24 protein-coding genes are annotated in these 24,295 nt (G+C 72.1%); 21 read left to right on the top strand and 3 right to left on the bottom strand.

Translation table 11 applies throughout. The annotated features are described in order from the left end of the window. From ACFYPR_RS16050 to ACFYPR_RS16030, 5 genes are all read left to right on the top strand, one after another. Nucleotides 1-1,227 carry a histidine kinase gene (locus tag ACFYPR_RS16050; protein ID WP_354857335.1) on the top strand — a complete coding sequence of 409 codons (1,227 nt, stop codon included), beginning with the start codon at nt 1-3 and terminating at the stop codon, nt 1,225-1,227. Next, nucleotides 1,224-1,982, top strand: coding sequence for a LytTR family DNA-binding domain-containing protein (locus ACFYPR_RS16045; protein WP_053651534.1), 759 nt, complete (start codon nt 1,224-1,226; stop codon nt 1,980-1,982). The genes ACFYPR_RS16050 and ACFYPR_RS16045 overlap by 4 nt, the downstream gene beginning before the upstream one ends. 65 nt (nt 1,983-2,047) lie before the next feature. Then, nucleotides 2,048-2,710 carry a DUF5701 family protein gene (locus tag ACFYPR_RS16040; protein WP_387260540.1) on the top strand — a complete coding sequence of 221 codons (663 nt, stop codon included), beginning with the start codon at nt 2,048-2,050 and terminating at the stop codon, nt 2,708-2,710. Nucleotides 2,711-2,882: 172 nt separating this feature from the next. Further along, the gene (locus ACFYPR_RS16035; RefSeq protein ID WP_355063457.1) at nt 2,883-3,560 is read left to right on the top strand and encodes a response regulator transcription factor; all 678 of its coding nucleotides are present in this window, start codon (nt 2,883-2,885) and stop codon (nt 3,558-3,560) included. After that, complete coding sequence (locus tag ACFYPR_RS16030) at nt 3,557-4,633, top strand: HAMP domain-containing sensor histidine kinase (RefSeq protein WP_355133785.1); 1,077 nt, start codon at nt 3,557-3,559, stop codon at nt 4,631-4,633. Before ACFYPR_RS16035 ends, ACFYPR_RS16030 begins: the two co-directional genes overlap by 4 nt. Nucleotides 4,634-4,733: 100 nt before the next feature. Here the strand turns inward: ACFYPR_RS16030 and ACFYPR_RS16025 are convergent, their stop codons facing one another. After that, entirely contained in the window at nt 4,734-5,360 is a 627-nt protein-coding gene (locus tag ACFYPR_RS16025) for a hypothetical protein (protein ID WP_387260538.1), read from the bottom strand. 82 nt (nt 5,361-5,442) lie between these two features. Between ACFYPR_RS16025 and ACFYPR_RS16020 the strand changes: the two genes are divergently transcribed. The 5 genes from ACFYPR_RS16020 to ACFYPR_RS16000 all read left to right on the top strand — a co-directional run bounded on the left by ACFYPR_RS16020 (nt 5,443) and on the right by ACFYPR_RS16000 (nt 11,542). Then, on the top strand, nt 5,443-6,786 hold the full coding sequence (locus ACFYPR_RS16020) for a DUF4153 domain-containing protein (RefSeq protein WP_387260536.1): 1,344 nt from the start codon (nt 5,443-5,445) through the stop codon (nt 6,784-6,786). Nucleotides 6,787-6,830: 44 nt separating this feature from the next. Then, nucleotides 6,831-7,244, top strand: coding sequence for a hypothetical protein (locus tag ACFYPR_RS16015; protein ID WP_354857349.1), 414 nt, complete (start codon nt 6,831-6,833; stop codon nt 7,242-7,244). Nucleotide 7,245: 1 nt separating this feature from the next. Continuing rightward, nucleotides 7,246-8,886, top strand: coding sequence for a cation acetate symporter (locus ACFYPR_RS16010; RefSeq protein ID WP_387180704.1), 1,641 nt, complete (start codon nt 7,246-7,248; stop codon nt 8,884-8,886). Nucleotides 8,887-9,089: 203 nt separating this feature from the next. Then, a complete protein-coding gene (locus tag ACFYPR_RS16005; RefSeq protein ID WP_266247300.1) occupies nt 9,090-9,854 on the top strand; it encodes an ABC transporter ATP-binding protein in 765 nt (254 codons plus the stop codon). Then, nucleotides 9,839-11,542, top strand: coding sequence for an ABC transporter permease (locus tag ACFYPR_RS16000; protein ID WP_355063449.1), 1,704 nt, complete (start codon nt 9,839-9,841; stop codon nt 11,540-11,542). The genes ACFYPR_RS16005 and ACFYPR_RS16000 overlap by 16 nt, the downstream gene beginning before the upstream one ends. On the opposite strand, the gene ACFYPR_RS15995 is transcribed toward ACFYPR_RS16000, so the two are convergent. Both ACFYPR_RS15995 and ACFYPR_RS15990 read right to left on the bottom strand, forming a co-directional pair. Next, entirely contained in the window at nt 11,539-11,754 is a 216-nt protein-coding gene (locus tag ACFYPR_RS15995) for a DUF397 domain-containing protein (RefSeq protein WP_387260533.1), read from the bottom strand. The two genes, ACFYPR_RS16000 and ACFYPR_RS15995, sit on opposite strands and share 4 nt — an antisense overlap. Next, nucleotides 11,751-12,536 carry a Scr1 family TA system antitoxin-like transcriptional regulator gene (locus ACFYPR_RS15990; RefSeq protein WP_387260658.1) on the bottom strand — a complete coding sequence of 262 codons (786 nt, stop codon included), beginning with the start codon at nt 12,534-12,536 and terminating at the stop codon, nt 11,751-11,753. Before ACFYPR_RS15990 ends, ACFYPR_RS15995 begins: the two co-directional genes overlap by 4 nt. Nucleotides 12,537-12,998: 462 nt before the next feature. Here ACFYPR_RS15990 and ACFYPR_RS15985 point away from each other — a divergent pair, with 462 nt between their 5' ends. The 11 genes from ACFYPR_RS15985 to ACFYPR_RS15935 all read left to right on the top strand — a co-directional run bounded on the left by ACFYPR_RS15985 (nt 12,999) and on the right by ACFYPR_RS15935 (nt 24,217). Next, nucleotides 12,999-13,751, top strand: a complete 753-nt coding sequence (locus tag ACFYPR_RS15985) for a flavin reductase family protein (RefSeq protein ID WP_387260656.1) — start codon at nt 12,999-13,001, stop codon at nt 13,749-13,751. A 177-nt stretch (nt 13,752-13,928) separates the two neighbouring features. After that, nucleotides 13,929-14,294: a DUF485 domain-containing protein gene (locus tag ACFYPR_RS15980; protein ID WP_234582629.1), complete on the top strand. Its 366-nt coding sequence runs from the start codon at nt 13,929-13,931 to the stop codon at nt 14,292-14,294. After that, nucleotides 14,272-15,963, top strand: coding sequence for a cation acetate symporter (locus tag ACFYPR_RS15975; RefSeq protein ID WP_355133797.1), 1,692 nt, complete (start codon nt 14,272-14,274; stop codon nt 15,961-15,963). The genes ACFYPR_RS15980 and ACFYPR_RS15975 overlap by 23 nt, the downstream gene beginning before the upstream one ends. 81 nt (nt 15,964-16,044) lie before the next feature. Then, a complete protein-coding gene (locus ACFYPR_RS15970) occupies nt 16,045-17,022 on the top strand; it encodes an NAD-dependent epimerase/dehydratase family protein (RefSeq protein WP_354855819.1) in 978 nt (325 codons plus the stop codon). Nucleotides 17,023-17,098: 76 nt separating this feature from the next. After that, nucleotides 17,099-18,322: an LCP family protein gene (locus ACFYPR_RS15965; RefSeq protein ID WP_387260531.1), complete on the top strand. Its 1,224-nt coding sequence runs from the start codon at nt 17,099-17,101 to the stop codon at nt 18,320-18,322. A gap of 196 nt (nt 18,323-18,518) precedes the next feature. Then, entirely contained in the window at nt 18,519-19,778 is a 1,260-nt protein-coding gene (locus ACFYPR_RS15960) for an LCP family protein (RefSeq protein WP_354855817.1), read from the top strand. A gap of 239 nt (nt 19,779-20,017) precedes the next feature. Beyond that, on the top strand, nt 20,018-20,980 hold the full coding sequence (locus ACFYPR_RS15955) for an LCP family protein (RefSeq protein ID WP_363939075.1): 963 nt from the start codon (nt 20,018-20,020) through the stop codon (nt 20,978-20,980). Between the two features lie 59 nt (nt 20,981-21,039). Then, a complete protein-coding gene (locus ACFYPR_RS15950; RefSeq protein ID WP_354855816.1) occupies nt 21,040-21,375 on the top strand; it encodes a rhodanese-like domain-containing protein in 336 nt (111 codons plus the stop codon). A gap of 10 nt (nt 21,376-21,385) precedes the next feature. Beyond that, nucleotides 21,386-22,174: a glycerophosphodiester phosphodiesterase gene (locus ACFYPR_RS15945; RefSeq protein WP_387260529.1), complete on the top strand. Its 789-nt coding sequence runs from the start codon at nt 21,386-21,388 to the stop codon at nt 22,172-22,174. A 110-nt stretch (nt 22,175-22,284) separates the two neighbouring features. Beyond that, a complete protein-coding gene (locus tag ACFYPR_RS15940) occupies nt 22,285-23,739 on the top strand; it encodes a PAS domain-containing sensor histidine kinase (protein ID WP_355063445.1) in 1,455 nt (484 codons plus the stop codon). Between the two features lie 61 nt (nt 23,740-23,800). Then, nucleotides 23,801-24,217 carry an ATP-binding protein gene (locus tag ACFYPR_RS15935; RefSeq protein ID WP_355063530.1) on the top strand — a complete coding sequence of 139 codons (417 nt, stop codon included), beginning with the start codon at nt 23,801-23,803 and terminating at the stop codon, nt 24,215-24,217. Nucleotides 24,218-24,295: the final 78 nt, after the last annotated feature.

Here is a 24,295-nt window from a genome sequence, read left to right as displayed (position 1 = left end):
GTGGGTGGCAACCTCTCCGCCGTCGTCGGCGTCGTCTCGCTGGTCACCGCGCTCACCGCGGCCCTGCTGGCGGTGCTGCGGCTGCGCGCCCGGCGCGGCATCGCCACCGCCACCCAACGGGCCACCTACGAGGTGCTGCACACCGCCGGGCTGGCCGCCGAGCCGTTGCGGGCGGGGCTGAGCGCGGCGGGCGCGACGAAGGCCGTACGCCATCTGCGGGCCCTGGTGGGCGCGGTCGGGCTGGCGCTCACCGACGCCGACGAGGTGCTCGCCCTCGACGGGCGCGGCACGCACCACGGTGAGCAACTGCTCGCGGCGGCCCAACGCTCGGTGGCCACCGGGCGCTCGACGGTGCTCGGGGAGTCCGACCTGCGGTGCGACCGGGTCGACTGCCCGATCCGCGGGGCGGTGGTCGCGCCCCTGCACGGGGCGGACGCCCGGGTGGTCGGCGCACTGGTGGCGATCGCCGACGGCGTGCCGGCGCCGGGACTGGTCCAGGCCACCCTGGAGACGGCGCACTGGGCGGGCAACCAGCTCGCCCTGGCCGAGCTGGACTCGTCACGGGAGCGGCTGGCGAGAGCGGAGGTCCGGGCGTTGCGGGCGCAGATCAGCCCGCACTTCATCTACAACGCGTTGACCGCGATCGGCTCGTTCGTCCGCACCGACCCGGAGCGGGCCCGGGAGTTGATCCTGGAGTTCGCGGAGTTCACCAGGTACTCGTTCCGGGCACACGGCGAGTTCACCACGCTGGCCGAGGAGTTGCGGTCGATCGACCGGTACCTGACGATCGAGCGGGCCCGGTTCGGGGACCGGTTGCAGGTGCGGTTGCAGATCGCCCCGGAGGTGCTGCCGGTGACGCTCCCGTTCCTCTGCCTTCAGCCGCTGGTGGAGAACGCCGTCCGGCACGGGTTGTCCCGCAAGCCGGGCACGGGCATGGTGAGCATCGAGGCCCGGGACGCGGGCGCCGAATGCCACATCACGGTGGAGGACGACGGGGTGGGAATGGATCCGACCACGCTTACCGCCGGCATCGCCGAGCTGGCCCGCAGCACCGGCGACCCGGGGGACGACCCGGGTCAGCACGTCGGCCTCTCCAACGTCGACGAGCGACTGCGGTCGGTCTTCGGGGACCGCTTCGGTCTGGTCGTCGAGACCGGGCTGGGCTCGGGCACCCGGGTGAGCATGCGGGTGCCGAAGTTCCACCCGGGCGTACGGGCCGGCTCGTGACCACCGGCTTCCTGCGGGTGCTGGCGGTGGACGACGAGCCGCCCGCGCTCGACGAGTTGGCGTACCACCTGCGGGCCGACCCCCGGGTGGCCCGCCTGCACACCGCCGGGGACGCCACCGAGGCGCTGCGGCTGCTACGCGACGGTGACGTGGACGTGGTCTTCCTGGACATCCGGATGCCCGGCCTGGACGGCATGGAGCTGGCCCGGGTGCTGCGCCGGTTCGCCCGGCCGCCGGCGATCGTGTTCGTGACCGCGTACGACGACGGGGCGGTGGACGCGTTCGACCTGGGTGCCACGGACTACGTGCGCAAACCGGTACGCGCCGAACGGCTGGCCGAGTCGCTGCGCCGGGTGATCGGCTCGCGGGTGGTGCCGTCGCATCCGGCGGCGCTGGCCCGGGCCGAGGAGGACCCGACCATCCCGATCGAGTTGGCCGGCACCACCCGGATGCTGCCGCGCTCGGCGGTGCGCTGGGTGGAGGCGCAGGGCGATTACGCCCGGCTGCACACCGCCGAGGGGTCGCACCTGGTGCGGGTTTCGCTGGCCACGCTCGCCGAGCGGTGGGCGGACGCCGGTTTCGTCCGGGTGCACCGGTCGTACCTGGTGCAGTTGAAGTTGATCGCGGAGCTGCGCCTGGTGAACTCCGGGTACGTGGTGGTGGTCGACTCCACCGAGCTGCCGGTGAGCCGACGGCACACCCGGGAGCTGAAGGACAAGCTGGTCAGGGCGGCGAAGCAGGACTGGAGTCGCTGAGGCGGGAAAGCTCCCGGCCCTCCCGTACGTTGTACGATAGCCGATACGACAACCGGGAGGCCGCCGTGCACGAGACTCCGTTCGACGCCGAGACCGAGTTCGACCGCCAACTCGACCACCTGGTGCGACTGGGCTATCCGGCCCTGGCCGGGATGCCCGAGAGCGCCTTCCGTGACCTGGTCGCGCCGCTGCGGGCCCGCGCGGTCGACGGCGCCGCCGGCCTGCCCGCGCCCACCGACGCCCGGGTGCCGTTCCTGCTGGTCGTCACGCGGGACCTGGTCGGGGTGGAGCCCCGGCTCGCACTCACCACCCTGGCCGGCAAGCGCAAGCCCGGCTTCCTCGACCGGCACTACGCCGAGGGCGACCTGCCGCGCTTCGACCCGATCAAGGAGCTGGAGGTGCCCGCCGGGCCGGCGTACCTGCTCTTCGACGTCGACCGGGGCGAGGAGTTCCGCAACCTCGCCCCGGCCGCGGCGATGGAGGGCATGACCGCCCAGGATCGGCTGCCGCTCACCATCGACGAGGGGCTCGCCTTCATCACGCTTCATCCGGAGGCGCTGGCCAGCAACAGGTGCTTCTCGCTGGTCGGCTCCCGGTGCGGTGACAAGCGGGTGCCCGCCCTGTGGATCAGCCAGGGCGCCCCGAAGCTGGGCTGGTGCTGGTACGGCAATCCGCACACCTGGCTCGGCTCCGCCTCGGCCCGCCCGGTACGCGTCGGCCTGGAGTAACCGGCGCACGGGCCACCCCGACGGCTCGCTCGGTCGTCCACAACGAGGCTCGGGGGTTCGCCGAGGCCACCTGTCATGGCCCTCGGGTTATCCACAGGGGTGAACCGTTCTCCACAGGTTATTCACAATGCCACCCACTGATCTCCACGGTGGCTCCCTACAGTCAGACCCCATGAAGGAACGCCGGGTCCTGGTCGTCGAGGACGAACGCACCATCGCCGAGTCGGTCGCCGCCCGACTCCGCGCCGAGGGTTTCGCCGTGGAGATCGCCACGGACGGCCCCAGCGCGGTCGAGCGGTTCCGGACCGGCCAGCCGGACCTCGTCGTCCTCGACGTGATGCTGCCCGGCTTCGACGGCCTGGAGGTGTGCCGGCGGATCCAGGCCGTCCGGCCGGTGCCGGTGCTGATGCTCACCGCCCGCGACGACGAGACCGATTTGCTGGTCGGGCTCGCGGTCGGCGCGGACGACTACCTCACCAAGCCGTTCTCGATGCGCGAGCTGGCCGCCCGCGTACACGTGCTGCTGCGCCGGATGGAACGGGCCGCGACCCCCGCGGCACCCGCCATCCGGCTCGGCGACATCGAAATCAACGAGGCCGAGCGGCGGGTTCGGCGCTCCGGCGCGGACGTGCACCTCACACCGACCGAGTTCGACCTCCTGATCCACCTCGCCGGTCGGCCCCGCACCGTGCTTCCCCGGGAGCGGCTGCTCGCCGACGTGTGGGGCTGGGCCGAAGGCACCGGCACCCGCACCGTGGACAGCCACGTCAAGGCCCTGCGGCGCAAGCTCGGCGCCGATCTCATCCGGACCGTGCACGGCGTCGGGTACGCCCTGGAGGTGCCCGCGTGACCAACCACCGAGTGGTGGACTGGCTGGACCGGGCGCTGCCTCGCCCGCTGGACCCGGTCCGCTCGATCAAGATGAAGCTCGGCGTCCTGCTGGTCGCCTCCTGGGCGGTGGCCATCGGCTACTTCTGGTACGGCATCGGCTGGCTCCCGCCGGGCACGTCGATCACCGTCATCTGCATCGCGCTGGTCACCTCGCAGGTGCTCGCCCACGGGATGACCTCGCCGCTGCGCGAGATGACGGCGGCCGCCGGGGCGATGGCCCGCGGCGACTACACCCGTCGGGTGCGCGCCACCTCCCGCGACGAGGTGGGTGAGCTGGCCCAGGCGTTCAACAAGATGGCCGAGGACCTGCACGCGGCGGACCAGCGCCGACGCGAGCTGATCGCCAACGTCTCCCACGAGCTGCGTACGCCGATCACCGCCTTGCAGGGCGTACTGGAGAACATGGTGGACGGGGTGGCCGAGCCGGAGCCGGCGGCCCTGCGCGCGGCGCTGTCCCAGACCGAACGGCTCGGCCATCTCGTCGCCGACCTGCTCGACCTGTCCCGTCTCGACGCCGGGGTGGTGCCGCTGCGCCGGGTCCGCATCGACGTGGGGGACTTCCTGGACGAGGCGGTGGAGCACGCCACCGCCAGCGCCGCCGGGGCGGGGCTCGACGTGGACTTCCGACTCCGCGAGTTGGCGGTGCCGCTGACCGTGCGCGCGGACCCGTGGCGGCTGCACCAGGTGTTCGCGAACCTGCTGGACAACGCGGCGCGGCACAGCCCACCCGGCGGCACCGTGCGGGTGAGCGCCGAGGAACACGCCGGCCAACTCCACGTCGAGGTGAGCGACGAGGGGCAGGGCATTCCAACGGCCGAGCGTTCCCGGGTGTTCGAGCGGTTCACCCGCGGCGACCGGGCGGCCGGCGGTGGGACCGGCCTGGGCCTGGCCATCGCCCGCTGGGTCGTCGAACTGCACGGCGGTCAGATCGGGGTCCTCGACCCGGCCGGAGCCGCCAGAAACTCCCAGCCCGGTTGCCGCATCCGGGTCACCATCCCGAGCAACGGGCCACACCGAGAAGAGGCCGCATGACCAGCCCCGGCAGCACGTCCGCACCGGCCACCGGACCGACCGGACCGACCGGACCGCAGCCCACCCCGCCCGCCCAGGCCTCCCAGCCCGGCCAGCCCGCTCAGCCCGGCCAGGCCGCCCAGCCCGGCCAGGCCTGGGCCGGCCCCGGGCCGACGCCCCCGTCGACGGCCGGCCGGCCCCAACCCTGGCCACCGCAACCCTGGCCGGCCCAGCCCGTCCGACCACGGCCACCGTCGCTGCTCGCGCGGTGCTGGCCGGGGCCGACCGGCACCGCCCATCCGCTGCTCCTGGGCGTGTTGACGGCGGCGGCGGTCGTCGGCGCCTCGGTGCTGACTGTGGTCCGGCCCGGACTGGGCTGGCTGGTCGCCGCATTGGCGGCCACCGCCGCGCTCGCCACCGCCAAAGTCGTCGTCCGGTCCGGCACGCCGTCCGCCGCAACCGACCTGACCGAACGCGCCGCGTCCCCTGCACCGGATCCCCGACCGGGACTGCCGCCCAGCGCACCGGGCGCGCCGCCGCTGACCACTGCGCCCGCTGCGGCCACCGCCGAGTCGACCTCCGCCGGCACGCCAGCCGCAACTGCGGGAGCCACCACCCTCGCGTCGACTCCGGACGCCGCCACGACGGCCGCCACCAGCGCCGCGCGGCCACCGGCGGCCACGCCGGCCCCGCCAGCCGCGACGGCTGCGGCAGCCGCGACGGCTGCGCCGACTCCCACCGCCGCCACGCCAACCGCTGCACCGGCTGCAACCGCCGTGCCGGCTCCAACCGCTGCACCGGGTCCAACCGCTGCACCGAGTCCAACCGCCGTGCCGGGTCCGACCCCGGCGGCGGCTTCGCCAGCGGCCGCGACCACCGTCCGTCCCGGTGCCACGGGGGCACCGGGGCGGGCGGCGCAGGTCGCCTGGGCTGCCGCGACGGTCGCGCTGATCGCCGTCGGCACGGTCCGGGCCGCCGGTTGGCTCTTCGTGCTCTGCCTGCTCGCCGCCGCGGTGACCGCGACGCTCGCGGTGACCGGTGGCCGGACCCCGTTCGGGATGCTGCTGGCCGTGACGCTGCCGCCGGCCGCGACGGTCCGAGCGCTCCCCTGGGCGGTACGCGGGCTGCACCGCACCCGCTCGTCCGGGCCCGGGATCGGGCGGATCGTGACCAGCCTGGCGATCTCGGTCGGTCTGCTGACGCTGTTCGGTCTGCTGTTCTCCTCCGCCGACGCGGTCTTCGCCGATCTGCTGGCGGGCCTCCTGCCGGACATCTCGCCGGGCGGTGTGGTCGGCTGGGTGGTACGCCTCGGGCTGATCGGCCTGGGCCTGCTCGGCGGCGCGTACCTGGTCAGCCGGCCGCCCGACCTGGACAGTCTGCGGGCGAAGCCGGGCCGGCCGGTGCACCGGCTGGAGTGGGCCCTGCCGCTGGTGCTGCTCGACGCCCTGTTCGCCGCCTTCGTACTGGTGCAGTTGACCGTGTTCTTCGGAGGCGCGGGGCACGTGTTGCGTACGGCCGGCCTCACCTACGCCGAGTACGCCCGAAGCGGGTTCTGGCAACTGCTCGCCGTCACCGCGCTCACCCTGCTGGTGATCGCCGTCGCGGCCCGCCGGGCACCGAAGGCCACCGGTGCCGACCGGCTGCTGGTCCGGGTGCTGCTCGGTGTGCTCACGGCACTCAGCCTGGTCGTCGTCGCCTCGTCGCTCTACCGCATGCAGGTCTATGCCGACGCGTACGGCGCCACCCGGCTGCGGCTCTTCGTGGCGACCGTCGAGCTGTCGCTCGGAGTGCTCTTCGTCCTGGTCGGCGTGGCGGTGGCGCGGCTACGGGCCGACTGGTTGCCCCGACTGGTGATCGGCACCGCGGTGCTGGCGCTGCTGGGGTTGGCCCTGGTCAACCCGGACCGACTGATCGCGGACCGGAACGTCGACAGGTACCTCGAAACCGGCCGCCTCGACCTCACCTACCTCTCCGGGCTGTCGGCCGATGCCGTACCGGCCCTGGCCCGGCTGCCCGAGCCGATGCGGACGTGCGCGCTTCGGGGGATCGCCTTCGAGCTGCCCGAGGACGGCTTCTGGGCGACGAACCTCGGCCGGGAACGGGCCCGGTCCGTCCTGGACGCGACCCAGGTGACCAGCAGCGCGGCGAACTGTGCCGCTCAGCTGCGCTGGTGAGCGCGAACGCTTGACAATCGCGCTGGGCGGGCAAGACTGCCGGGGTGGCCGAGCAACTGTCTGACGTGGGGTCGGGCGGTGCGGTACCGCCGCCCCGGCGGGCCCGGATCGTGTTGGCCGACATCACCCGGCGGGACACCCGCTCCGAGCGGACCCGCGCCGAGTTGGCCCAGCAGACCCAGGTCGGCGAGGCGCTGGTTCGCGGCCTGGTCCGTGCCCAGCTCGCGCTGGCGTTGCGGCTGTCGCTGGTGGTCGTCATCGGGCTGGGCGGGCTGCCCTGGCTGTTCGCCATCGCACCGTCGCTCGGCCGGACCACCGTGGCCGGCGTCAACCTGCCCTGGCTGCTGCTCGGCTTGGTCTCGTTCCCGTTCCTGATCGCGGTGGGTTGGGCGTACGTGCGGCTGGCCGAGCGCAACGAGCAGGACTTCACCGACCTGGTGCAGCGGCCGGAGCGCTGACGTGGGCAACGACTACGTGGTTCCGGCCATCGTCGCGGTCACGCTGGTCACCGTCGGGATCGGCTTCTACGGGCTGCGGCTGGCACGGACCACTTCCGACTTCCTGGTCGCGTCCCGGGCGATCAGTCCGACCTGGAACGCCGCCGCCATCGGCGGGGAGTACCTGTCGGCCGCGAGCTTCCTCGGCATCGCCGGCCTCGTCCTCAAGTACGGCGTGGACGTCCTCTGGTATCCGGTCGGGTTCGCCGCCGGCTACCTGGCCCTGCTGCTGTTCGTGGCCGCGCCGCTGCGCCGCTCCGGCGCGTTCACGCTGCCCGACTTCTGCGAGCTGCGGCTGGGGTCCCGTCGTCTGCGCATCCTCGCCACGGCTTTCGTGATCTTCATCGGTTGGCTCTACCTGGTGCCGCAGTTGCAGGGCGCCGGGCTCACCCTGGCCACGGTGGCCGGCTCCCCGTACCCCGTGGGCGCCCTTCTGGTGGCCGCCGTGGTCACCGCGAACGTGGCGCTCGGCGGGATGCGGGCGATCACCTTCGTCCAGGCGTTCCAGTACTGGCTCAAGTTGACCGCTCTCGCCGTACCGGTGATCTTCCTGGCGTTGCAGTGGCAGGCCGACGGCCGCCCGGCGGTGACGCCGCCCGACGGGCCGACGTTCCGGGCCGCGACCACAGTCGTGGTCGAGCACCGCGCGACCCTCACCCTGGCCGACGGCGACATCCGAGAGGTACGCCCCGGCGACGAGCTGACCTTCGCCGCCGGTGACCCGGTGCCGGAGGTGTCCGGGGTGGCCACCGACGCGGGGGACTGGTTGCTGCCCAGCGCCGCCGGCGACGACGACCGGGGCCTGTTCGGGACGTACTCCCTGATCCTGGCCACGTTCCTCGGCACGATGGGCCTGCCGCATGTGCTGGTCCGCTTCTACACCAACCCCGACGGCGCGGCGGCGCGGCGGACGACGCTTGTGGTCCTGGCCCTGGTCGGTGCCTTCTACCTGCTGCCCACCCTGTACGGGGTGCTGGGCCGGATCTACACACCGCAGCTGCTCGTCAGCGGGCAGACCGACGCGGTGGTGGTGTTGCTGCCCGGCGCGGCCCTCGGTGACGGGCTGGTCGGGCGGCTGCTCGCCGCGCTGGTCGCGGCGGGAGCGTTCGCGGCTTTCCTCTCCACCTCGTCGGGGCTGCTGACCAGCGTCGCCGGGGTGATCTCGACGGACGTGCTCGGCCGGGGCTCGGTGCGCGGCTTCCGGCTGGCCACCATCATCGCCGGGGGCGTGCCGACGGCGCTGGCCCTGCACGTCTCCGGGCTGGACGTGTCCCAGGTGGTCGGGTTGGCCTTCGCGGTCGCCGCGTCGAGCTTCTGCCCGCTGCTGGTGCTCGGCATCTGGTGGCGAGGGCTGACCGACCTGGGCGCCGCCGCCGGTGTGCTGGCCGGCGGTGGGGCGGCGATCGGAGCGGTGCTGGTCACCGTGCTCGGCCCGCCGCTGTCGGGCTGGCCCGCCACGCTCACCGCGCAGCCGGCCGCCTGGACGGTGCCGCTGGCGTTCACCGTGATGGTCGCGGTGTCCATGGCGACCCGCCGACGGGCGCCGGCCGACGTCGCCGCCACCATGCTGCGCCTGCACACCCCCGAAGCGTTGCGCCTGTGAGGCAGCGCGCGTAGCTGATTCCAGATCGGCGATGTGGGGGCATCCGGACGTCTGCACAGCCCCACCTCGGCGATATGGCGACGGCAACGCTCACCGGGGCGGGGTGGCGGCGCTGTAAGGCTACGAACTCCGACTCGGGGATGACCCCGGGTCCATCCGCCGCTGGACGGCGGAACTGGCGATCGACGGATAACGTCGGGCCCATGACTGGTGAGCACCCCGCGCTCGCGCTGCGTGGCCTGGCGAAGCGGTTCGACGGCACGATCGCGGTGGCGGGCGTCGATCTGGACGTACCGGCCGGCTCCTTCTACGGTCTGCTCGGCCCGAACGGCGCCGGCAAGACCACCACCCTGTCGATGGCGGTCGGGCTGTTGCGGCCGGACGCCGGTTCGGCGTGGGTGCTCGGCCAGGACGTCTGGCGCGATCCGGTCGCGGCCAAGCGGCTGCTCGGCGTGATGCCCGACGGGGTACGGCTGTTCGACCGGCTGACCGGTGCGGAGCTGCTGGCGTACCACGGACTGCTGCGGGGGATGGACCCGGCCGTGGTCGACCAGCGGGCCGCCGAGCTGCTCGACGTGCTGGCGCTCGGCGACGCCGGCCGGACGCTGGTGGTGGACTACTCGGCGGGCATGAAGAAGAAGATCGGCCTGGCCTGCGCGCTGCTGCACGGCCCCCGGGTGCTGGTGCTGGACGAGCCGTTCGAGGCGGTCGACCCGGTGTCGGCGGCGCTGATCCGCGACATCCTCACCCGGTACGCGGCCGGCGGTGGCACGGTGATCTTCTCCAGTCACGTGATGGAGGTCGTCGAGCGGCTGTGCTCGCACGTGGCGATCCTCGCCCAGGGGGCCATCAAGCGGGTCGGCACGATCGCTGACGTCCGCGGCGGCCGGTCGCTGGAGCAGGTCTTCGTCGAGGTGGTCGGCGGGCGCACCGCGACCGGTGACGAGCTGTCATGGCTCTCCCGGTGAACGTCGCCGCCGCGCCCGCCGGTCCGGCGCGGACGGTCTCCGCCCGGCACTTCGTGCGGCTCAAGCTGCGGGTGATGGGCAACAACTTCCGGGGTCAGGGCTGGCGGATCGCGCTGTTCATCGGTGGCGCGCTGGTCGGGCTGTGGTTCGCGGCCAGCGCCTTCTTCCTCTTCGCCGCGCCGGGCCTGGCCGGCAACGGCAGGTACGCGGTGTTGGTCGCGGCCGCCGGCGGTGGCCTGCTGGTGCTCGGTTGGCTGCTGCTGCCCCTGGTCTTCTTCGGCGTGGACGAGACCCTGGACCCGGCCCGGTTCGCGCTGCTGCCGCTGCCGCGCCGCACGCTGGTCACCGGCCTGTTCGCCGCCGCGCTGGTCAGCGTGCCGGTGCTGGCGATGTCGGTCGCCGTGCTGGGGCTGGTGCTGACCGCCTGGGCGTTGGGCGGCTGGTCCGCCGGCCTGGTGGCCCTGGTCGGCGTACTCGCCGGGTTGTTGCTCTGCGTGGCCGCCAGCCGGGCGGTGACCAGCGCATTCGCCAGTATGTTGCGGTCCCGCCGGGTGCGGGATCTGGCGGCCGTGCTGCTGGCGGTGGCCGCCGCGCTGCTCGGTCCGTTGCAGGTCTTCGGCCTGGCGGCGCTGCGCGAGACGGACTGGACCCGGCTGACCGGTGCCGCGACGGTGCTCGGGTGGACGCCGTTCGGGGCACCCTGGACCGCCGGCATCGACGTGGCGCAGGGACGGGTGTGGGCCGCCCCGCTCAAGCTGCTGATCACGGTGGCGGCGATCGTCGCCCTGCTGGCCTGGTGGTCCCGCTCGCTGGAGTCGGCGATGGTGGGCACGGCGAGCACCGGCAAGGCCCCCGCCCAGCGCGGCGTCACCGGTGGGGCGGTCGCCCAACTGTTTCCCCGGGCCGCGGGCTGGGCCCGACGGGACCGGTTCGGCGCGCTGGTCGCCCGGGAGGCCCGTTACTGGTGGCGGGACGCCCGTCGCCGGGCCAGCCTGATCACGATCGCGGTGGTCGGCATCTTCGTACCCGTGTTGATCAATGTCACGGGCGGGGACTTCGCGGCCGAGGACGGCGCGGGGTTCACGGCGGCCACCAGCGACAGCTCGCCGGTCGTGGTCACCATCTCGCTGCTCTTCGTCGGCGTGCTCGCGTCGGTCACCCTGGCCAACCAGTTCGGCTTCGACGGCAACGCGTACGCGGCGAACGTCGTGGCGGGCGTGCCCGGCCGGGTCGAGCTGCGCGCGCGGATGACCGCGTTCTCGCTGTACGTCCTGCCGATGCTGGCGGTCGTCGCGGTGGTGCTGTCGGCGCTGCTCGCTCGACCGGCATGGATCGGGCTGATGGTGGGCAGCCTGGCCGCCACCTACGGTGTCGGGTTGGCGGTGAACAGTTTCGTGTCGGTGCTCGCGGCGTACGCGCTGCCGGAGACGAGCAACCCGTTCGCGATGAACAGTGGCGCGGGCGTGGCGAAGGGCCTGCTCACCCTGCTGTCCATGATCACCACGGCGGTGGTCGCGGTGCCGATGGTGGTGGCCGCCGCGCTGCTCGGCGACGCCTGGCTCTGGCTGGCCCTCCCGGTCGGCGCGGCGTACGGGCTGGGGGCGGCGCTGCTGGGCGCGTACCTGGCCGGTGACGTGCTGGACCGCCGTCAGCCGGAACTGCTGGCCACGGTCACCCCGCGTCGTTAACCGGCGTTTCGACCGGTGCCGTGGGCCCTCTGGGCGGCCTGGGCGACGAAGTCACGCCAGGCGGCCGGAGCGAAGGTGAGCGCCGGACCGGAGCGATCCTTGCTGTCCCGGACCAGCACGACTCCGGGCAGATTGTCCGCCACCTCGACGCAGGCACCACCGGTGTCGCCGGATCTGGTCGACGTCCGCCAAAGCGGTTGAGCAACGGTCATGGCGTCACCTTCAGCTTCCGGATCAGATCCAGCGAAGCGCCAGCGGACAGCGCCTCGCCGAGCAGGCTATCCCATTTCCGACCAATCAGACGAACGACGTCCGGGTCGTCAATGACGTGTCCACGAGCGACGTCCTCCACGTAGGTGACCCGTTCTCCATCGGGCAGTTCAGCGAGCAGAAATCCACCGGTCAGGCCGACGTGCGCCCCGATATCGAGCGGCACCACGTGCAACCTGACGCTGGGCAGGACGGCGAGTTCCAACAGGCGACCGAGCTGAGCGTCCAGTGCCGCCGGCCCACCCACCGGGCGTCGTAGGGCGATCTCGTCCAGGACAAACACGCACTGGGGCGGCTCTGCGCGCTGCCACAACTGCTGCCGATCCAACCGGACCGCGACCAGGTCGTTCACCACGTTGACCGGGTTCAGGCCACCGGCCGAGATCACCGCTCGGGCATAGGCCTCGGTCTGGAGCAGGCCAGGAATCAGGCACGGCTCGAATTCACACAGCCGGATCGCCTCCTCCTCGTGGTGGCGCCACGGAACGAACCAACTCGGCAGCCTCTGTCGGTCGGCGGCCCTGAGGAGTTCGGCGAGGAGGCCGCCGGTGGCGAGAGCGTCGTCCGCGGCGACCGCGAACTCCATGGTCGGCCGGCGTCGGCCGGTCTCGATGGCGGCCACCGTGGACGGACTCCACCTGATCACGGTCGCCAGTGCTTCCTGGGAAACCTCGGCACCCGCCCGGGCGGCCTTCAACGCCCGTACCCACATCTCGATGTTCATCCTTACCTTCCCGGTAAGTACGTGACCGCGCTGCGTAGTAAGCCCTGGAATCCTCCCCTGCCCACAGCCGGGAGTCCAGGGTGGAGAACGCGCGGCCCGGCCGGTGGAGGCGACGTCCCGGCGGTCGGTCCTGCGTCGGGCCGCCCCGGTCATCCCCCGATCGGGGCGGCCCTCGTCGACTGGGAGGGGATCGCTCATGATCGGGTCAGTCCTCGGTGGGAACGGGGCGCGGTGGTCGTACCTCAGGAGGAAGGCCGCGGTGTCGACGGCCGTGCCGGGTCGGCCACCGGCGGGCGCGCGGCCGACGGGCGGCGCCCGGGACGGCGCGGGCCGGGGCGCGGCATGTCGCGCCCGGACGCCGGACACCACAGCGAGCCGCCCTCCGCCCAGAGCGCGCGAAGGCCGGCGGGTGCTGCCGGTACTGGCGAACGGAGGGCCGTGGTGAGCCGGCCGCACGTGCCGATGCGGCCGCTGTGGCGGTGTCGGGGCTGCGGCGCGCCCTGGCCGTGTCAGCCGGCGCGGCTGGCGCTGCTCGCCGACTACCGGCACGACCGCACCGCGCTGCTGGTCTACCTGGGCACCCTGATGGTGGAGGCGGGCGATCAGCTCGCCCGGCTCAACGGGCGACCCGCCGACCTGCACGAGCGCTTCCTGGGTTGGGCGCGGGGCCGGGGCGGCACAATGTTTCACGTGAATCATGAGCCGGGTGCCGAGATCCACCACACCGACCCGTTCGCGGTGCCGACCGGGCAGCGGTCGCCGGTCCGCCGGCTGCGGGGCCGGCTCGCCGCGCCGGTGACCCTCTGGACGGCGCCCGGCCCGGCGGGCCTGACCGTCTCGTCCACCCTGGTCGCCGAGGGGGAGCCGGACCGGCTGCTCGGGTTGATCGACGCGGAGTCCGACCTCTGGGCCGCTGTCGAGGAGGCGGGCCGGTTCGCGGTCGCGCCGCTCGGCCCGGCGCACCGCCAGCTCGCCGACCGGTTCGCCGGCCTCTTTCCCGCCCCGGGTGGGCTGTTCGCCACCGGCACGTGGACCGACACGCCCTACGGGCCGGTGCCGACCGACGCCGGCGGCTGGGTGGGCTGCCGCCTGGACACCGCCCGGGAGTACGGCTGGGGTCTGCTGGTGGAGGCCACCATCGAGGTGGTCGACCTGGCCGAGGAGGCCACGCCGCTGCTGCACTACCGGGGGCGCTACCACGAGCTGCCGGGCTGACCTGGGCGGCCCGTCCGGACCGACCGGTCACCGGAGTGACCTGGGTCACTCGGCGCAGCCAGCCAACCGCTCGGCGCACTCGACGACCAGGGTCGATCTCGGCCTTCCCCGTCGGGGAGCCTGCTCTCTACGGTGCGCGAAACTACCCCCGACGCCTGTGAAGGTGGTGATCCACAGATGTCCACGGACACACCCGCGCCGACCGCTTCCCAGCCGGACAAGTACCTGGCCGTGCAACGGTCGGACGAGTTCGCCGGGCTGCGCCGCGCGCTACGCGGCTTCGTCTTCCCGATGACCGTCGCGTTCTTCCTGTGGTATGCGCTCTACGTCATTCTCTCCGCGTACGCCCGGGACTTCATGGGCACGAAGCTGTTCGGCAGCAACATCAATGTCGCGCTGGTCTTCGGCCTGCTCCAGTTCGTCTCCACGTTCGTGATCGCCTGGCTCTACTCCCGGTACGCGGACCGGAAGATCGACCCGGTCGCCGACCGGATCCGTGCCGAGATCGGGGAGGTGACCCATGAAGACGGTCCTCGCGGCTAATCCGCTCCTCGCGGCCGAGGCCGGCAACCACACGGCCCGCAACCTGACGATCACGCTGTTCCTGGTGTTCGTGGCGGTGACCCTGGGCATCACCATCTGGGCCAGCCGGCAGACGAAGACGGCGACCGACTTCTACGCGGGCGGTCGTTCCTTCTCCGGCTTCCAGAACGGCATGGCGATCGGCGGCGACTACATGTCCGCCGCCTCGTTCCTCGGCATCGCCGGCATCATCGCCCTCTACGGCTACGACGGCTTCCTCTACTCGATCGGCTTCCTGGTCGCCTGGCTGGTGGCGCTCCTGCTGGTCGCCGAACTGCTGCGCAACTCCGGCCGGTACACGATGGCCGACGTGCTGGCCTTCCGGATGCGTCAGCGTCCGGTGCGGACGGCGGCGGCGGTCTCCACCATCACGGTGTCGATCTTCTACCTGCTGGCCCAGATGGTGGGCGCCGGCGCGCTGGTCGCGCTGCTGCTCGGCATCAAGCCGGGAACGACCTTCCTCGGCATGGACGCGGCCACCGCCAAGGTGGCGACCATCATCATGGTCGGCGCTCTGATGATCATCTACGTGACCGTGGGTGGCATGAAGGGCACCACGTACGTGCAGATCGTCAAGGCGTTCCTGCTGATGACCGGCGCGCTGCTGATGACCATCCTGGTGCTGGCGAAGTACAAGTTCAACCTGTCGTCGCTGCTCGGCGACGCCGCCGCGTCCTCGGGCAAGGGCAGCGCGTTCCTCGAACCGGGGTTGCGCTACGGCGTCGAGGTGGCGGGTAACGCGACACAGACCTTCTACAACAAGGTCGACCTGCTGTCGCTCGGCATCGCGCTGGTGCTCGGCACGGCCGGCCTGCCGCACATCCTGATCCGCTTCTACACCGTGCCGACCGCCAAGGCGGCCCGCAAGAGCGTGCTCTGGGCCATCGGCATCATCGGCACCTTCTACCTGCTCACCCTGGCCCTCGGCTTCGGTGCGGCGGCGCTGGTGGGCAGCAAGGCGATCACCGCGCAGGACAAGGCCGGCAACACCGCCGCGCCGCAGCTGGCCGAGGCGCTCGGCATCGACTTCTTCGGCGGCGACCTCGGTGGAGCGGCCCTGCTCGCGATCATCGCGGCGGTCGCCTTCGCCACCATCCTGGCGGTGGTCGCCGGGTTGACCCTGGCCTCCTCGTCCAGCCTGGCGCACGACTTCTACGCGAACGTCCTGAAGAAGGGCGAGACGTCGGAGCGCCAGGAGGTACGGGTCGCCCGGATCTCCGCCCTGGTGATCGGCGCGATCTCCATCCTCCTGTCGATCTACGCGCAGAACCTCAACGTGGCGTTCCTCGTGGCGCTGGCCTTCGCGGTCGCCGCCTCGGGCAACCTGCCGGCGATCCTCTACAGCCTGTTCTGGCGGCGGTTCAACACCTCCGGCGCGGTGTGGGCGATCTACGGCGGTCTGCTCTCGGCCGTGCTGCTGGTGTTCTTCTCGCCGGTGGTCTCGGGCGCGGCGACGTCGATGTTCCCGGACCACGACTGGCAGTGGTTCCCGCTGTCCAACCCGGGCATCCTCTCCATCCCGTTCGGCTTCCTGTGCGGGTGGATCGGCACCCTCATCTCGAAGGAGAACGACGAGGCGAAGTACGCGGAGCTGGAGGTGCGCGCCCTCACCGGTTCGGGCGCCCACTGACCCGCGGCACGGGCCCCCTGTTGACGCCACGCGTCAACAGGGGGCCTCTTGCGGTAAACAGGGGTCGGTAGGCTGACCGGCATGAAGGTTGCTGAGCGCTTCGGTTCCGGTCACCGCGTTCTCGTCACCGGCGGCGCCGGTTTCGTCCCGTCGCACCTGGTCGACTCCCTGATCGCCCGGGGCTGCACGGTGGTGGCGCTGGACAACTTCGTCACCGGCTCCAAGGAGAACGTCGCCCACCTGCTCGACCGGCCAACCTTCACCCTGGTCGAGGCGGACCTCTCCGACGGCCTGCCGACGCACCACCCGGCAATGGCCGAGCGGTTCGACGCGATCCTGCACATGGCCTCGCCGGCCAGCCCCACCGACTTCGCGCAACTGCCCGTGGAGATCCTCCGGGTCGGCTCGGTGGGCACCCTGCACCTGCTGGAGCGCGCGGTCGCCGACGGCGCCCGGTTCCTGATGGCCTCCACCTCCGAGGCGTACGGGGATCCGAAGGAGCACCCGCAGCGCGAGACCTACTGGGGCAACGTCAACCCCATCGGCGTCCGCAGCGTCTACGACGAGGCGAAGCGCTTCTCCGAGGCGGCCACGATGGCGTACCACCGCTACCGCGGGCTGGACGCGGCGATCGTCCGGATCTTCAACACGTACGGCCCGCGGATGCGCCCGGACGACGGCCGGGCCATCCCCACCTTCATCTCCCAGGCGCTGCGCGGCGAGCCGATCACCGTGCACGGCACCGGCAACCAGACCCGGTCGATCTGCTTCGTCGAGGACCTGGTGCGGGGCATCCTGCTGCTGCTCGACTCGACCGAGACCGGCCCGGTCAACTGCGGCACCGAGCACGAGATGTCCATGCGTCAACTCGCCGAGTTGATCGTGTCGCTCTCCGACAGCAGCTCGCAGGTGACGTACATCACCCGCAGCTCGGACGACCCGGAGATGCGCCGCCCCGATCTGACCCTCGCCCGTGAACTGCTCGGATACGAGCCGACCGTGACGCCCGAAGACGGCCTGCGACGCACGATCGAGTATTTCCGGGCGCGGCTAGGGTAACCAGCTCACGGCGGAGCACCGCGAGCTGAGTGTCGCCTGAGGGCGGTAGTGGCTCCCGCTACGTACCCTGAGTTACATGTCAGCGACCTCTGCCGGCGTTCCTCACCCGCACCTGCACCGCAGCGCCGGGCGCGCCTCGGTGCCCAGCCCCGACCGGGGCGCCTCCGGACGCGCGCGTCCCGCCGAGGCGCGCTGGTACCCGCCGTACGACGAGCAGCAGCCCGGTCCGGGCGGCCCGGCGGGGCCGACGGGACCGGGCGGGCCCGGTGGGCCCGGCGGGCCGGGACGGCGTGGCCCCCGGCCGCGCTGGGGACGGATCGGCCTGGTGGCCGGGATCGCGGTGCTGGTGCTGGCGCTGCTCGGCGGCCTGGGCGCCTGGCTGTACGCACGCAACCTCAACAACGACCTGGCCCGCACGGACCCGTTCGCGGAGATCACCGGCGGTCGGCCGGCGAAGCCCGTCGACGGCGCGTTGAACATCCTGCTGGTCGGCAGCGACTCCCGGGACCCGGACGCGCCGGTCGACACCAAGAGCCAGTGGCGGGCCGACACGGTCATCGTGATGCACATCCCGGCCGACCACCAGTCGGCGTACCTGGTCTCCATCCCGCGTGACCTGTACGTGCCGATCCCGCAGAGCGCCGGGGCGGACTGCGGCTCCGGCCAGCGCGCGAAGATCAACGCGGCGTTCGCGTTCGGTGGCCTGCCGCTGGCGGTCCGCACCGTGGAGTGCTTCACCGACGTCCGGATCGACCACGTGATGGCGATCGACTTCGGTGGTTTCAAGGAGGTCACCGACGCCCTCGGCGGAGTGGACCTGAAGGTGGAGCGGACGATCACCTCGATCCACAAGCCGTACCGGACGTTCACCAAGGGCACCAACCACATGGACGGCGCCGAGGCGCTGGACTGGATCCGGCAGCGCAAGCAGTTCCCGGACGGCGACTTCGCCCGGATGCGGCACCAGCAGGAGTTCCTCCGGGCGCTGATGGACAAGGCGGCGAGCACCGGCACCCTGGCGAACCCGAAGAAGCTCAACGATTTCCTCAAGTCGGTGACCGCCGCGGTGACCGTCGACCAGGGCTTCTCGGTGACGGACATGGCGGTGCAGTTCCGCAACCTGCGTGGGCAGAACCTCACGTTCCTGACCAGCCCCAACTCGGGCAGCGACACCATCAACGGCGAGTCGGTGGTGGTGTCCGACCGGGAGAAGGCGCTGGCGATGTACCGGGCCATGTCGGCGGACACCATGGCGGACTGGGTCAAGGCCAACCCGCCGAAGAGCACCGACGGCGGCTGAGCGCAGGGGTGGACCGCGTCGGCGGCGACGCGGTCCACCCTGAAGCGAGCCGACCTCGCCTTTACGGTCATCGAATGGGGACGATCGCCCGGTTGACGGCACCTGTCGTCCCAATTGAGTCCAGATGAACTCGCAAAGTCGAATTGATGTACGTACAGTGGGGCGGCCCCCCTCCTGATCACGAGCTGGAGCACGCATGCCGGTTCAGGCCAGCCGTCGCCCTTCGTCCGCCGGATCCGCCGCGCCGAGCGGCCGGATCGCCGCGTCCATACCGGTGCAGCCGGGCCCGTCGAACGGTGGTCCGGGCGGTCGCCCGCCGGGTGGCGGCAACGGCCGGACAGGCGGGAAGGGGCCGGCGAAGAAGCGGCCCCGCCGCAAGGATCCGCTCTGGGCCCGACTGACCGTGATCTTCGGCGCGGTGCTGATGCTCAGCAGCGGGGTGGCCATCGTCGGCACCAAGGTGCTGATCGGCCAGGCGACCGGCGACATCGCCCAACGCAACCTGCTCGGTGATGCCGGCAAGACCGACGCGGAGGGCGGCGCGAGCCTCGACGGTCCGATCGACATGCTGCTGCTCGGCGTGGACGCGCGCGAGCGTTGGGCCGCCGACGACGTCCGCTCGGACAGCATCATCATCCTGCACATCCCGGCCTCGCACGACCAGGCGTACCTGATCTCGATCCCCCGCGACACCGAGGCGCAGATCCCGCCCTTCAAGAAGAGCGGCTTCACCGGTGGCACCGACAAGATCAATGCCGCGTTCCAGGCCGGCGCCCGCAACGGCGGCGGCTGGGAGGGCGGCGCCCAGCTGATGGCGCAGACGATCAAGCGGCTCACCGGGATCAGCTTCGACGGCGCGGCGATCATCAACTTCGGTGGCTTCAAGAACGTCATCGACACCCTGGGCACCGTGAAGATCTGCGTCAGCTACGAGGTCAAGTCGAAGCACATGTCGTTCGTCGACGGCAAGCCCATGTGGAACGCGGACGCCAAGAAGACCGGCAAGACGATGACGCCCGTCGTGCACAAGAAGGGCTGCCAGGAGATGGAGGGCTGGGCCGCCCTCGACTACGCCCGGCAGCGCTACGGCCTCCCCGGCGGCGACTACGACCGGCAGCAGAACCAGCAGCAACTGATCAAGGCGATGGCCCGCAAGGCCACCGACGGCGGCATGCTGACCAACCCGGCCAAGCTGAACCAGCTGATCAAGGCGGCCGGCAAGGCGTTCGTCCTGGACACCGGCGGCGTGCCGATCGAGAACTTCATCTTCACCATGCGTGGGGTCACCGCGAACGAGCTGACCATGCTGAAGACCAACAACGGCAGCTTCAACGGCAACGGCAACAACCGTGAGGCGTTGAACGAGGAAACAATGCAGATGTTCCAGGCGGTCAAGCAGGACAAGCTCGCCGAGTTCGTCTTCACCCACCCCGAGGTGATCTCCGGCCGCAAGTGACGGCCGCCGCGTCGCTTCAGGCCGCCTCGCCTGAGGCGGCGCCGCCTCGGGCCGCGTCGCCTCAGGCCGCGTCGTTCGAAGTCGCGGAAAGCCCGACGACCGGTTCGCTACCGCCCGTAGCCTGACGTGAGCAGGTTTCACGTATCGGCTGCGGGGAGGCGGTCACGTCCAGGTGGGGCCGGAACGCAGCGGACCGGGCACGCCCGGCCGCGCCCCGCCGCGCCCGCTGGTCACGCCTCCTGCTCGGCGTCGGTCTGGCCCTCGTCCTGCTGGCCGGGCTCGCCCAGATCGGGCTCAAGACGCTGACCCACCGGTACGACCGTACGGTGGCCAAGGAGCAGCTGCTCGACGCCGACGCCCGCACCGACCGGACCGACCTGGACGGGCCGCTCAACTACCTGCTCATCGGCACCGACCGACGCGCCGGCAGCAGCGAACCGGACCAGCGCTCGGACACCATCCTCATCGTGCACGTGCCCGCCGGGCGGCGGGAGGCGTACCTGGTCTCCATCCCGCGTGACCTGCTGGTCTCCATCCCGCCCGCGAACGGCTTCGGCGGCGGTCCAGACAAGATCAATGCTGCGTACGAGCACGGCGGCGGCGGGCAGGCCGGCACCCGACTGCTCTCCGTCACCCTGAACCGGCTCACCGGCATCCGCTTCGACGGCGCCGCGCTGATCGACTTCTCCGGCTTCCGGAAGGTGATCGACCTCCTCGGCGGGGTGCAGATGTGCGTGGACACCCAGGTCCGCTCGATCCACACCAACCGCGTCTTCCCCACCGGCTGCCAGCGGATGGACGGCGCGCAGGCGTTGGACTACGTACGGCAGCGCTACGACCTGCCCAACGGCGACTTCGACCGGCAGCGCCACCAGCAGCAACTCCTGCGGGCGATGCTGGACAGCGCCGGCAAAGCCGACCTGCGCAACAACCCCGTCAAACTGGACCAGGTGCTCCGCGCGGTAGGCGGCTCGTTGACCGTCGACACCAACGGCGTACCCCTGGAGGATCTGCTCCTCGCGCTCCGCGCGCTGCCGCCCGACGGGATGCGCGGCGTTGAGGTGCCCTCGTCGCCGCAGACCATCGACCAGGTTTCGTACGTGGTGCTCGACAACGGCGGCAACGGGCTCTTCGAGGCCGTCCGGGGGACCCGCGTACCGGCCTGGGCGCAGGCCAATCCCCGCTGGGTGACCCGGTTGTGACCGTACCGACGGCCGGGGTCGGTGCCGATCCGGCCCGCGAGGATCTAGTGTTGCTTCCTGTGTTCGGACCCCAGGTTCCCACCGTGCCCGTGACCCAGATCGCCGACGACACCTACCTGCTCGACGTGCGGGAGGCCGACGAATGGGCGGCCGGCCACGCACCCACCGCCCACCACCTGCCGATGATGGAGCTGCCGGCGCGGCTGGCCGAGGTGCCCACCGACCGGGACGTGGCCGTCATCTGCCGCTCCGGTGGACGTTCCGCCCAGGTCGTTGCCTACCTGGTCAACAACGGCTGGGAGCAGGTGCGAAACGCCGACGGCGGGATGCGCCAGTGGGCAGCGGTCGGCCGTCCGGTGGTCGACGCGAACGGGCAGCCCGGCCAGGTCATCTGAGGCGGCCGGGATGGGCGGTCCTCTGGTCTTCGCGCACCGCGGCGCCTCGTACGACCTTCCGGAGCACACCCTCGCCGCGTACCTGCGCGCCCTCGACGAGGGTGCCGACGGGCTGGAGTGCGACGTCCGGCTGACCCGCGACGGGCATCTGGTCTGCGTCCACGACCGGCGACTGGACCGCACCAGCAACGGCCGCGGTCTGGTCAGCGCGCGCACCCTGGCCGAGCTGGACGTCCTGGACTTCGGTTCCTGGCATCCCGGCAGCGCGCCGAGCGGTGACCTGCCGCCGGACGAGTCGCACACCCGGCTGTTGACGCTGGCCCGGCTGCTCGACGCGGTGCTCGCCGCCGGGCGGCCGGTCCGGCTGCTGGTGGAGACGAAGCATCCGTCCCGCTACGGCTCGACCGTGGAACGGCGGTTGGTCGAGCTGCTGCGGCGGTACGGGCTGGCCGACCCGGCACCGGACGACCCCGTCCAGCTCACCGTCATGTCGTTCTCCCCGCTGGCCGTCCGACGGGTCCGGGAGCTGGCCCCGGCGCTGCCCACGGTGCTGCTGTTGGAGGTGCTGCCGCCCTGGCTGCGGCTGGGCCGGCTGCCGTTCGGCGCCCGCATCGCCGGGCCGGGCATCGGCCTGGTCCGGGCCCGCCCGCACCTGCTGCCCGCGCTGCGCGCCGCCGGCAACCAGGTGTACGTCTGGACCGTCAACGAGCCGGCCGACGTGGAGTTGGTGCTGGCCGAGGAGGTGGACGGGATCATCACCGACCGCCCGGCGCACGTCCTGGCCCGGCGGGACCGCTGAACGGGCCCCCACGCCGAGCTGGCCGTCCAGCGTGCCGACCGCCGGCAGCGCCTGCACCTACGCGACAACCGGGGGTGCCGAAAGCCGGGCCGGCGGGGCAGACTCGGCACATGCCGGAGCGTATCGATTTTCCCGCTCTTCTCGCCGGCCACACCGTCGCGATCGAGTCGATCAATGCTGGGGACGCGGGCCTGCCGGTCCTCACCCAACTGCTCCGGGTAACCCAACCGGCGCTGGGCGCGACCGGCATGGCGTTCGTCGAGTTCGGCCCGACCGGTGGCCGGGTGATCGCGGCGACCGGCGCGGCGGAGTGGGCGCTCGGCCGACCGCTCGCGGCGGACGACCCGGACACCGTCTGCCTGCTCTCCGGGCCACGGGTGGCCCAGGTTCGGGTGACCGACCTCAACGGCAAGCTCGCCGCTGAGCTGGCCGGCAGCGGGTTACGCCGGATGGTGGTGGCCCGAGCCGAGATCGGCGGTCACACCGTCGGCAGCCTGCACGCCCTCTATGCGGCAGACGACGAGCCGGACGCCGAGCAGCGGGGGGTGGTCGCCTACCTCGCCTCGTGCGTCGGGCACATGTACGGCGACCAGAGCGGGTTGCCGGTGCACGGCGACGGGCCGGTGGTGGCGGCACTCGCCGACGGGCTGGCGGTGGTCGACCGGGACGGCCACGTCCGGCTCTGGAACCCGGCCGCCGCCCAGGTCACCGGCCGGACAGCGGAGCAGGCGTTGAAAGGCCCGCTGCCGTTCCCGTTGCCGCCCTCCGGGCAGGTCCGCGACCACCGGCTGCCGGACGGGCGCTGGCTGCGCATCACCTCCGGCGACCTGCCCGGCCCGGGCGCGCTGCGGGTGGTCACCTTCCGCGACATCACCGACCAGCAGCGCCGCGATCACGACCGGGAACTGTTCGTCGCGGTCACCAGCCACGAGCTGCGCACGCCGGTCACCGTCATCAAGGGGTACGCGGACACCCTCACCGACCACTGGGAGTCGCTGACCGAGGGAGACCGGCGACAGGCCGCCCGGGTGATCGGGCAGCGCGCCAACGAGCTGGCCCGGCTGGTCGACCGGCTGCTCTCCTCGGCGGCCGAGGCGGGGCCGGGGGACGACCCACCGACCCCGTTCGACCTCGCTGAGGCGTTGCGCGCCGCCATCGTGGACCTGCCGGCGGAGCTGCGGCACCGGCTGACGCTGCGCCTCCCCGCCGACCTGCCCAAGGCGCTCGGCCACCGGCCCAGCCTGGCCACCGTGCTGACCGAGCTGGCGACCAACGCTGGCAAGTACTCGCCGCCGGGCTCCCCCATCGAGATCACCGCCGGGGTGGACGGCCAGTTGGTCGCGTTCCGGGTCAGTGACCGGGGCATCGGCATCCGGCCGGAGCACGTGGAGCGGGCGTTCGACCGGTTCTGGCAGGGCGAGTCCGGCGACCGGCGCGGTTACCCGGGAGCGGGGCTCGGCCTCTATCTCGTCCGCCGGATCGTTGAACAACAGAATGGATGGGTATCCCTACGTCCGAGGACCGACGGCGGTACGGTCGCAGAGGTGCGGCTACCGCGCGGTTGACCGACGGTGGCGCGACGTGGAGGCGACGGTGGCAGCGGCAGTGAGGGATCGGGCGTGGTGCGTGGTGGTTCCCCACCATGCCGCCGGCGCACGACTGGCGCGACACCGGCTCGCCGACGACCTGGCTGACGTCGTGACGCCGGCGCTTCTCGCGGATCTGATCGCGGTGCTCGCCGAGCTGGTGGGCAACTCGGTCCGGCACGCCCGGCCGCTGCCCGGCGGCGTGGTCCGGGTGGCGTGGCGGCTGCGAGCCTCGGCCGAGGGCCCGCGGATCCAGTTGCGGGTGACCGACGGCGGCGCGGGCACCAGCCCGCGGATCCGCACGGCCAGCCCGGACGCCGCGGACGGGCGGGGTCTGCACATCGTGGCCGGCCTGGCGACCCGCTGGGGCGTCGAGCGCGACGGCATGGGCCAGCGCGTGTGGGCGGAGTTCGACCCCACCCCCGCCTCCCACCCCGACCTGGTACCAGCCGCCTGACATCGTTGATCATGAAGTTACTGCCACGACACGCCGTGCGCGGTGACAATAACTTCATGATCAACAAGCGGCGGGGTG

The sequence above is a fragment of the Micromonospora sp. NPDC005254 genome (genome assembly GCF_042872525.1).
Taxonomy (GTDB): Bacteria; Actinomycetota; Actinomycetes; order Mycobacteriales; family Micromonosporaceae; genus Micromonospora.
The sequence above is the reverse complement of the archived record's forward strand: the minus strand, read 5'-3'. Positions and strand labels throughout refer to the sequence as shown.